Below are 9,384 nucleotides of genomic sequence, written 5' to 3'. Positions count from 1 at the left end.
CACGTAGATATCGTTAAACTGTTTCATGACCTGCCTCCTGAGTTATGGCACTGGGTTGATAAAGGTTTCGCACCCATCAACTTAACCCACGTTTGTCAGGTGGGCAGGTCATCCATCATGTCTACAAAGAGAAAAAAAACCGCATGGCCGACAAAAGCAGGGGCCATTCAAAATTGATCGGGCCGGATCAGTGAGATTCCACAAACGCCAACATGGCCTCCAGCATCTTGCGCACATGCGGCTGCACGCCCGCAGCCACCTCGGGCAGATAGTCAAACGGCCAGCTTTCCTGCATGTAGCTGCTCTGCGTCATCTCCAGTTGCACCGCATGAATGCCCTGCGCGGGGTTGCCGTATTGGCGGGTGATGTGCCCGCCCTTGAAGCGGCCGTTGAGCACCGCCGTGTAGCCGGTGGCTTGCTTGCCAATGGCCAGCAGTTGCTCAGCCAATTCCGGATCGCAACTGGCGCCGTTGGCGGTGCCCAGGTTCAGGTCGGGCAAACGGCCTTCAAAAAAGCGCGGCAGCACCGAGCGAATCGAGTGGGCGTCCCACAAGGCGGCTACGCCATGCTGGGCTTTGATGCGGGCCAGCTCTTGCGCCAGTTGCGCGTGATAGGGCTGCCAAACGGCATTTCGTCGCTGGGCGATTTCAACCTCGCCGGGCACATCGGCCGGGTCGCGGTACAGCGGCTGGTCGTCGAACAAGTCCACCGGGCACAGGCCCGTCACGCTTTGCCCAGGGTACAGACTGGCACCGTCTGGCGGCCGGTTCAGGTCGATCACAAAGCGCGAATGCGTGGCCACCAGCACCGAGGCCCCCAGTGCATCGGCAAAGTCATACAGACGCTCCAGGTGCCAGTCGGTGTCGGGCACGCGCCGGGCTTCGTCGGTCAGGCGTGCGGCCAATTCAGGCGGCACATGTGTGCCTACATGCGGCATCGAAATCAGCAAAGGTCGCGTGCCCTGGCGAAAACGAAAAGGCGGTTCGGTGGTTTGAAAAGTCATGGCTGATGAGGTCACAAGGGTGGATGTTCGGGCAAGGGGCTCATTCGGTGCAGGCCCATGCCATCGACCGCCAAACGGCCCTGGCGCACCACGCTGCAGGTCGGGCGTTGGCCCAGCCAATAGGCGAGCTCTGCCACATCGCCCAAAGGCCACAGCACAAAATTGGCTGGGCAGCCGACCGCAATGCGGCCATGTGTGGCTTGCAAGCCCAGGGCCTGCGCGGCATGGCGCGTCACACCCGCCAAGACCTCAGGCACCGTCATGCGAAACAATGTGCAAGCCATGTTGACCATGAGCAGCAGGCTCAAGGCTGGTGAAGTGCCCGGGTTGTGGTCGGTGGACACGGCCATGGGCACGCCTGCAGCACGCAGATCGGCAATGGGCGGCATGTGGGTGTCGCGCAGGGTGAAGTAAGCGCCGGGCAAAAGCACCGCCACTGTGCCCGCTTGCCGCATGGCGGCGATGCCTTCGGCGCTCAGATGTTCGATGTGGTCGCACGACAGCGCGCCGAAACGCGCCGCCAGCGCAGAGCCGCCCATGTCCGACAGCTGCTCGGCATGCAACTTGACCGGCAAGCCCAGCGCTTGCGCCGCCTGGAACACTTGCTCGGTCTGGGCAAGCGAGAAGCCGATGGTTTCGCAAAACACGTCCACCGCATCCACCAGGCCTTCGGCAGCGAGCGCGGGCATCATCTCTTCACACACCAGACGGATGTAGTCGTCGCTGCGCCCGGCGTATTCGGGTGGCAGCGCATGCGCGCCCAAAAACGTGGTGCGCACCGTGACGCCAAAGACCTGGGCTAAACGCCGAGCCACACGCAGCTGTTTGCGCTCGTGTGCCAGGCTCAGGCCATAGCCCGATTTGATCTCGATCGCGCAAACACCTTCTGCCAGCAAAGCCTGCATACGCGGCACGGACGCGTCGAACAATTCCTCTTCGCTGGCCTCGCGTGTGGCCTTGACGCTGGACACAATGCCGCCCCCCGCACGCGCCACCTCTTCGTAGCTGGCTCCGGCCAGGCGCATGGCGAATTCGTTGGCGCGCTGCCCGCCGTACACCAGGTGCGTGTGGCAGTCGATGAGGCCTGGCGTGACCAAGCCTCTTTGGCCGTCGTGAGTGGACAGATGTCGGTAAACGTCGGGCAAATCGGCGTGCGCACCCACCCAGGCAATGTCCCCTTGCTCGACCACGATGGCCGCATCGGGCAGGCCCGAAGCGCCCGCGCCCAAAGCCTCAGGGGCCAAGTGCAAATGGTGCCAGACGCCGTCGGCGCTGGGCAAGGCTGCCAGATTGAAATCGTCGGTCATGGTCGGCTTCACTGCATTCACTTGATCATGGGCAGCTTCAACCCTTGTTTTTTGGCTGTGGCCACGGCCAGCTCGTAACCGGCATCGGCGTGGCGCATCACGCCAGAGCCGCTGTCGTTGACCAGCACACGCGCCAGGCGCTCTGCTGCCGCGTCGGTGCCGTCGGCCACGATGACCATGCCCGAGTGTTGTGAATAACCCATGCCCACGCCACCGCCGTGGTGCAGGCTGACCCAGCTGGCGCCGCCTGCGGTGTTGAGTAAGGCATTCAGCAGCGGCCAGTCGCTCACGGCGTCGGTGCCGTCTTTCATGGCTTCGGTCTCGCGGTTCGGGCTGGCCACCGATCCTGTGTCGAGGTGGTCGCGCCCGATCACGATGGGGGCTTTCAATTCACCGGTGCGCACCATTTCGTTGAAGGCCAATCCGGCCAGGTGCCGCTCACCCAAGCCCAGCCAGCAAATGCGGGCGGGCAAGCCCTGAAAGCTGATGCGCTCGCGCGCCATGTCCAGCCAGCGGTGCGTGTGCGTGTTGTTCGGAAACAGTTCCTTGATCTTGGCATCGGTTTTGTAAATGTCTTCCGGGTCACCCGACAAGGCCACCCAGCGGAACGGGCCCTTGCCCTCGCAGAACATGGGTCGAATGTAGGCGGGCACAAAACCGGGGAAATCAAAGGCGTTTTTCACGCCATGATCAAAAGCCACCTGGCGGATGTTGTTGCCGTAGTCCACCGTGGGGATGCCCAAGGCCTGGAAGTCCAGCATGGCTTGTACTTGGGTTGCGCAGCCTTGCGAGGCGTCGGCCTTCAGACGTGCATGTTGTGCGGGGTCGAGCTGTGCATCTTTCCACTGCGTCACGGTCCAGCCCGGTGGCAAGTAACCGTTGATCAAGTCGTGCGCCGAAGTCTGGTCGGTCACCAAATCGGGGCGCATGCCACCCGCCTGGGCGCGGCGCACCAGCTCGGGCAAGATCTCCGCCGCGTTGCCCAGCAGGGCAATCGAGATCGCCTCTTTGGCGGCGGTATGGTGTTTGATCAAGGCCAGGGCGTCGTCCAGGTCTTTGGCCTGCTTGTCCACATAGCGGGTACGCAGACGGAAGTCGATGCTGCTTTGCTGGCACTCGATGTTGAGCGAGCAAGCCCCGGCCAACGTGGCGGCCAAGGGCTGCGCCCCGCCCATGCCACCCAAACCAGCCGTCAGAATCCAGCGGCCTGTCCAATCGTTGTTGTAGTGCTGGCGGCCAGCTTCGACAAAGGTCTCGAACGTGCCTTGCACGATGCCTTGGGTGCCGATGTAAATCCAGGAGCCCGCCGTCATTTGCCCGTACATGAACAGGCCCTTGCGGTCGAGTTCATGGAAGTGTTCCCAATTGGCCCACTTGGGCACGAGGTTGGAGTTGGCGATCAGCACACGCGGCGCGTTGGCGTGCGTCTTGAACACGCCCACCGGCTTGCCCGACTGGATCAGCAAGGACTCGTCTTCGTTCAGGTCTTTGAGCGAAGCCAAGATCTGGTCAAAGCAAGCCCAGTCGCGTGCGGCGCGGCCAATGCCGCCGTAGACCACCAGGCTCTGCGGGTTCTCGGCCACTTCGGGGTCGAGGTTGTTCTGCACCATGCGGTAAGCGGCTTCGGTGACCCAGTTCTTGCAGGTCAGCTGGCTGCCGCGTGGGGCACGCACCACGCGGGTCGGGTCCAGACGGGGGTCGGTGGAGGGGGTCATGTGGGCTCCTTGAGTGTGAACAATGGATCGGTCAAAGTCGTTCAGCGCACGCCGGGCAAATCAAGGCCCGAGTAGCTTTGCAGCAAGGCCCCGCTTTTGACCATGTCGATGGCGGCCTGCATGTCGGGCTGGATGTGTCGGTCGTCGTCGAGATGCGCCACGCGTGTGCGCAGCAAAGCCATGGCGGCGGCCAGGGGCGCACTGGTGTGCAGTGGCGCGTGAAAATCGCAGCCTTGGGCCGCGGCCATCCACTCGATGCCGATCACGGCCATGGCGTTGTCGGCCATGGGCAACAGGCGGCGTGCTCCGTGAGCGGCCATGGACACATGGTCTTCCTGGTTGGCCGAGGTGGGGATGGAATCGACACTGGCCGGGTAGGCGCGTTGTTTGTTTTCTGACACCAGGGCAGCGGCGGTGACCTGCGGGATCATGAAGCCAGAGTTCAGACCCGGCTTGGGTGTGAGGAATGCGGGCAAGCCCGACAGCGCCGGGTCCACCAGCATGGCGATGCGGCGCTCGGCCAAAGAGCCGATTTCGCAAATGGCCATGGCGATCATGTCGGCCGCAAAGGCCACGGGCTCGGCGTGGAAGTTTCCGCCAGATAAAGATTCGTCGGTGTCGCTGAAGATCAACGGGTTGTCGGACACGCCATTGGCCTCGGTCTCCAGCAACTGGGCGGCGTTGTGCAGCACATCCAGGCAAGCGCCCATGACCTGCGGCTGGCAGCGCAGGCAATAGGGGTCTTGCACGCGTTCGTCGCCTTGCAGGTGCGAGGCGCGTATGGCGCTGCCGCTGAGCAACTGGCGCAAGGCCTCGGCGGTGGCGATTTGGCCGCGGTGTTTGCGCAGGCGGTGGATGCGGGCATCGAATGGCGCGTCCGATCCCTTGGCCGCGTCGGTGGCCAAAGCACCGGTGAGCAGGGCCGACTGGAAAAGGCGCTCGGCTTCAAACAAACCGGCCAGTGCGTTGGCGGTGGAAAACTGGGTGCCATTGAGCAGGGCCAAGCCTTCTTTGGGGCCCAACGTCACCGGGGCCAGGCCCACGCTGGCCAGAGCCTGTTCGGCGGGCAGGCGGCCTTGGGGCGTGTCAGCTTCGCCCACACCGATCATCACCGCCGTCATGTGGGCCAGCGGTGCCAGATCGCCCGAAGCCCCAACCGAGCCCTGACCGGGCACCACCGGGATGATGCCTTGGACCAGCATGGCTTCGAGCAAAGCCAGCGTGGCCGGGCGAATGCCCGAAGCGCCTTGGGCCAGGCTGGCGATTTTGAGCGCCATCATCAAGCGGGTGATGGCCACGGGCGTGGCTTCGCCCACGCCCGCCGCGTGCGAGAGCACGATGTTGCGTTGCAAGGTTTCCAGGTCTTCGGCCGGAATGCGCACGCTGGCCAATTTGCCAAAGCCGGTGTTGATGCCGTACACCGGCTCGCCCTTGGCCACGATGCGGGCTACGCTGTCGGCGCTGGCTTGCACGGCGGCGTGGCAATCCGCGTCCAGCGTGGGCGTGGCACCCCGGTAAATGGTGCACCAATCGGCCAAAGGCACTTGGCCGGGAATGAGTTTCAAAAATGGGGGGGTCATGTCTGGCGTTCGTTCATTCAAAAATCAGTGCGCCGCAAGGCGCTGAGTGGATCGGCCTTGCCCCACCCATTGATTAGACCGGTTGAAGTCTTGAGCGAAAGACCTGTCGCAGGTGCCTTGGTGTAGGAGCCCACCCTGTGGGCGATGGGCGTGGCACACGCCCTTGAAACCATCGCCCACGGGGTGGGCTCCTACAGGGGAGGTTACGGGGGAGGCCGCACTCGTGAGACGGGGGAGAGAATTCACAAACATCAAGGGCCTTATGAATCGTGATGGCATCAGGTCGATATCGGGTTGCCGCTGGCGCTGTAGCGGCTGCCCAGGCGGTAACGGCTGGCGGGATGCAGGCAGCGCACCAGGGTCACGGGCACGCCCTGCGTCCAGGTGCGGCGGGTCAAGAGCAAACAGGGCTCGGCCGCGTCCATCTGCAGGCGTTGGGCTTGTTCGGCGGTGGGCAGCACCGCATCGACCACATGTTCGATTTCGTCAAAGGGCACGGTGCGCACCAAAAACTCCGAGGGCTGTTGTTGCGAGAAATCTTGCTGGGCAAAGTTGGGCACCACCTGCGGGTTGACAAAGCGGTCTTCCAGCTGGATGGGCACGCCGTCTTCCAGGTGCACACACACCGAATGGAACACCGACTCGCCGGTGCGCACGTTCAGCGCGGCCGCCACTTCCAGGGTGGCGGCGACACGCTCGACCACCAACATTTCGCAGGCGTAGTCGTGACCGCGTTGTCGAATCTCGCTGGCCAGATTGACGATTTGCAGCAAGGTCGATTGCGGTTTTTGTTCGGCCACGAAACTGCCCACACCGGCCACGCGGACGATGCGCCCTTGGTCCACCAGTTCGCGCAAGGCCCGGTTCACGGTCATGCGCGACATGCCAAACTGCGCGACCAGCTCGTGCTCGGATGGCACGCGGTCGCCTGCGCGCAAGCTGCCGTCCTGGATTTTGCGGGCGATGTGGTCCTTCACCTGTCGGAACAAGGCCACGGGCTCGCCCGTCAGGGTTAGGGGCCTACGGGCGGTGTGGTGTCGCTGATTGGCGATGGACGTTGCAGTGCGGGTCATGAGGGAATCTTCAAAGCGCAATAACCGGGGTGTGCAAGTGGGATGCGCTCAATGCGTGTCCGTGGCCATGGCTTCGGCCCGGATTTCTTCGGTCAGTTGCGCCTTCAAGGCCATGAACTCGGGCGAGGTCTTGATCGTGTAATGGCGGGGGTGCGGAAAATCCACCGCCAACTCGGTCTTGATGCGACCGGGGCGAGCGCTGAACACCGCCACGCGGTTGGCCATGAAAATCGCCTCGTCGATGTCGTGCGTGACAAAGAGCACGGTTTTTTGCGCCGATTCCCAAATGCCCAGCAGCAACTCTTGCATCAGCACGCGGGTCTGGTTGTCCAGTGCGCCAAAGGGCTCGTCCATCAACAAAATTTTGGGGTCGTTGGCCAGTGCCCGTGCAATCGCGGTGCGCTGCTGCATGCCGCCTGACAATTGCTTGGGAAAGTGCTGCTCAAACCCGCGCAGGCCCACTTTGGCGATGAAGTCATCGGAGCGTTCTTTTTGTTCGTTCTCGGGCATGCCGCGTTCGCGCAGGCCAAACCGGATGTTTTGCTCCACGTTCAGCCACGGAAACAGCGTGTAACTCTGGAACACCATGCCTCGGTCGGCACCTGGGCCTTGCACCGGCACGCCGTCCAGCAGCACCTGGCCGGTGGTGGGCTGGTCCAGCCCCGCCACGATCCTCAGTAAGGTGGATTTGCCGCAGCCCGATGGGCCGAGGATGGTGACGAAATCGTTTTCGCGCACCTCAAAATCCACCGGGGTGAGGGCCTGGGTGGCCTGCCCTTTGGGCGAGGTGAAGACGCGCGAGACGCCTTGGATCGACAGTTGGCTGCTCACAGTGAACTCCAGGCAAACAGGCGGCGGTTGAGCGCCTTGAAGGCAAAGTCAGACACCAAGCCGATCAGGCCGATGACGATGATGCCAAAGATGATTTGCCCGGTGTTGAGCAGCGCCTGGCTGTCGGTGATCATGTGGCCAATGCCCGAGGACGAGCCGATCAATTCAGCCACGATCACATAGGTCCAGGCCCAGCCCAGCACCAATCGCAAAATCTCGGCGATCTCGGGTGCGGCACCGGGGATCAGCACACGTTTGACGATGCCCGATGGCGTGGCGCCCAGGGTGTAGGCGGCTTCGACCAGGTCACGCCGCGCTGCGCCCACACACACCGCCACCATCAACACGATCTGGAACACCGAGCCGATGAAGATCACCAACACTTTTTGCAGCTCGCCAATGCCCGCCCACAAAATCAGCAAGGGGATAAAGGCTGAGGCGGGCAAATAACGACAAAAAGACACAAAGGGTTCCAGGAAGGCCTCCACCCCTTTGTGCGCGCCCATCGCGATGCCCAGCGGCACGGCGACCAGGCTGGCCAAAATGAAGCCCGCCAGCACTCGCCAAATCGTCATGGCGATGTCGTGGGAAAAATTGAATTCGGTGAACAAGAGGATGGCCTCTTGCACCATGGTCACCGGGCTGGCCAAAAAGGTGGGCGAGACATAACCGCCCAGCGTGAAAAACGCCCACGCGGAAAAAAACAAAATGAAAAACCCAATGCCCAGCAACCACCGTGACTGCGCGCGCACCGGCTCCAGCGGGGCCAGTGCGCGGCGGCGTGGCCGCACAGCGATCGATGGGGTCGAAGTCGGATGTGCGGTGGCCATGGATTTACTTGATGAAGCTGGTGTCAAACATGGCGTTGAAGTCGGTCGGTGCTCTGCGGATCACACCGGCTTCCAGCAAGATGGTGGCAGCGTCCTTCATGAAAGTTTGCAATTCACCGGCAAAGAACTTTTGGTTGGCCGCTTTGTCTTGCCAGCGCAGGAAGGACGATGATTTGGCAAAAGCTTCGCCGGTTTGCCTCACGGCTGCGCCCATGATTTCGTTGGATTTGACCGGGTCGTTCTTGATCAATTCCAGGGCCTCAAAGTAGGCATTGGCCAGACCTTGCGCGGCCTTGGGGTTGGCTTTGAGCCAATCAGGGGCGCAGCCCACCGTGTCCATGACCATGGGGTAGTCGAGCGTGGTGGCCAAAATCTTGCCAGCCTGTGGGTTGCTGCGCACGGTGGACAAATAGGGCTCGTAGGTCATGGCCGCATCGTTCTGGCCAGCCACAAAGGACTGGGCCGCCGCCTGGGGTGACAAGGTGACGAGCTTGACGTCTTTCATGCTCATGCCATTTTTGTTGAGCATCCAGGCCAAGCCGAAATAAGGCGCCGTACCGGGCGCATCCACGCCAATGCTTTTGCCCTTGAGGTCGGCAAAGCTGTTGATGTTGCCCCGCACCGCAATGCCATCGGCCCCAAACGACTTATCGAGTTGAAAGATCTGGACGATGGGCACGCCATTGGTGTTCCAGGCCACATGCGTTTCCACGGTGGTGGCAGCGCACTGGATGGCTTTGGAGGCCAGTGCCAGGTGGCGGTCTTTCTGGGGAATCATTTTGATGTCGACCTCCAGACCGTGTTTCTTGAACAAACCTGCTTTGTCGGCCAGGGTCAGGGGGGCAAAGCCCGTCCAACCCGACATGCCCAGGGCCAGTTTGACCTCTTGAGCTTGTGTGTGAAATGACAGGCTGGCCGTGACCGCACCGGCCAGGATCAGCGAGGCGAATTTGACGTTTGACTTGCGCATGAAGGAACTCCTTTTTGTTGATCAAGCCCGATTGACATGGCCGAAAACGGCACCGACAACTAGGCAAAAAGCCAC

The 9,384-nt window shown here is 62.2% G+C and carries 8 protein-coding genes; all 8 read right to left on the bottom strand.

What is annotated here, in order from left to right; translation table 11 throughout:
- Nucleotides 1-187 precede the first annotated feature (187 nt).
- The 8 genes from hutG to B9Z49_RS20695 all read right to left on the bottom strand — a co-directional run bounded on the left by hutG (nt 188) and on the right by B9Z49_RS20695 (nt 9,309).
- Entirely contained in the window at nt 188-1,003 is an 816-nt protein-coding gene (gene hutG, locus B9Z49_RS20730) for an N-formylglutamate deformylase (protein WP_108355341.1), read from the bottom strand.
- A gap of 11 nt (nt 1,004-1,014) precedes the next feature.
- Nucleotides 1,015-2,310, bottom strand: coding sequence for an imidazolonepropionase (gene hutI / locus B9Z49_RS20725; RefSeq protein ID WP_108355346.1), 1,296 nt, complete (start codon nt 2,308-2,310; stop codon nt 1,015-1,017).
- 17 nt (nt 2,311-2,327) lie between these two features.
- Nucleotides 2,328-4,025: a urocanate hydratase gene (hutU, locus tag B9Z49_RS20720; protein ID WP_108355340.1), complete on the bottom strand. Its 1,698-nt coding sequence runs from the start codon at nt 4,023-4,025 to the stop codon at nt 2,328-2,330.
- 41 nt (nt 4,026-4,066) lie between these two features.
- The gene (gene hutH / locus B9Z49_RS20715) at nt 4,067-5,605 is read right to left on the bottom strand and encodes a histidine ammonia-lyase (protein ID WP_108355339.1); all 1,539 of its coding nucleotides are present in this window, start codon (nt 5,603-5,605) and stop codon (nt 4,067-4,069) included.
- Between the two features lie 278 nt (nt 5,606-5,883).
- A complete protein-coding gene (gene hutC / locus B9Z49_RS20710) occupies nt 5,884-6,678 on the bottom strand; it encodes a histidine utilization repressor (RefSeq protein WP_108355338.1) in 795 nt (264 codons plus the stop codon).
- 48 nt (nt 6,679-6,726) lie between these two features.
- Nucleotides 6,727-7,509, bottom strand: a complete 783-nt coding sequence (locus B9Z49_RS20705) for an ABC transporter ATP-binding protein (RefSeq protein WP_199225128.1) — start codon at nt 7,507-7,509, stop codon at nt 6,727-6,729.
- Nucleotides 7,506-8,339: an ABC transporter permease gene (locus B9Z49_RS20700; protein WP_108355336.1), complete on the bottom strand. Its 834-nt coding sequence runs from the start codon at nt 8,337-8,339 to the stop codon at nt 7,506-7,508. Before B9Z49_RS20700 ends, B9Z49_RS20705 begins: the two co-directional genes overlap by 4 nt.
- A gap of 4 nt (nt 8,340-8,343) precedes the next feature.
- A complete protein-coding gene (locus B9Z49_RS20695; RefSeq protein ID WP_108355335.1) occupies nt 8,344-9,309 on the bottom strand; it encodes an ABC transporter substrate-binding protein in 966 nt (321 codons plus the stop codon).
- Between the last annotated feature and the right edge of the window lie 75 nt (nt 9,310-9,384).

Source organism: Limnohabitans sp. 2KL-51, from assembly GCF_003063645.1.
Lineage (GTDB): Bacteria > Pseudomonadota > Gammaproteobacteria > Burkholderiales > Burkholderiaceae_C > Limnohabitans_A.
Note: the sequence above shows the minus strand (reverse complement) of the source record. Positions and strands in the feature narration are given on the sequence as shown.

Bases quoted from the DNA above. Each gene is read 5' to 3' on its own strand.
- B9Z49_RS20700 (WP_108355336.1), bottom strand. From the start codon at position 8,339: ATGGCCACCGCACATCCGACTTCGACCCCATCGATCGCTGTGCGGCCA.
- hutI (WP_108355346.1), bottom strand. From the start codon at position 2,310: ATGACCGACGATTTCAATCTGGCAGCCTTGCCCAGCGCCGACGGCGTC.
- B9Z49_RS20695 (WP_108355335.1), bottom strand. From the start codon at position 9,309: ATGCGCAAGTCAAACGTCAAATTCGCCTCGCTGATCCTGGCCGGTGCG.
- hutC (WP_108355338.1), bottom strand. From the start codon at position 6,678: ATGACCCGCACTGCAACGTCCATCGCCAATCAGCGACACCACACCGCC.
- hutU (WP_108355340.1), bottom strand. From the start codon at position 4,025: ATGACCCCCTCCACCGACCCCCGTCTGGACCCGACCCGCGTGGTGCGT.
- hutH (WP_108355339.1), bottom strand. From the start codon at position 5,605: ATGACCCCCCCATTTTTGAAACTCATTCCCGGCCAAGTGCCTTTGGCC.
- hutG (WP_108355341.1), bottom strand. From the start codon at position 1,003: ATGACTTTTCAAACCACCGAACCGCCTTTTCGTTTTCGCCAGGGCACG.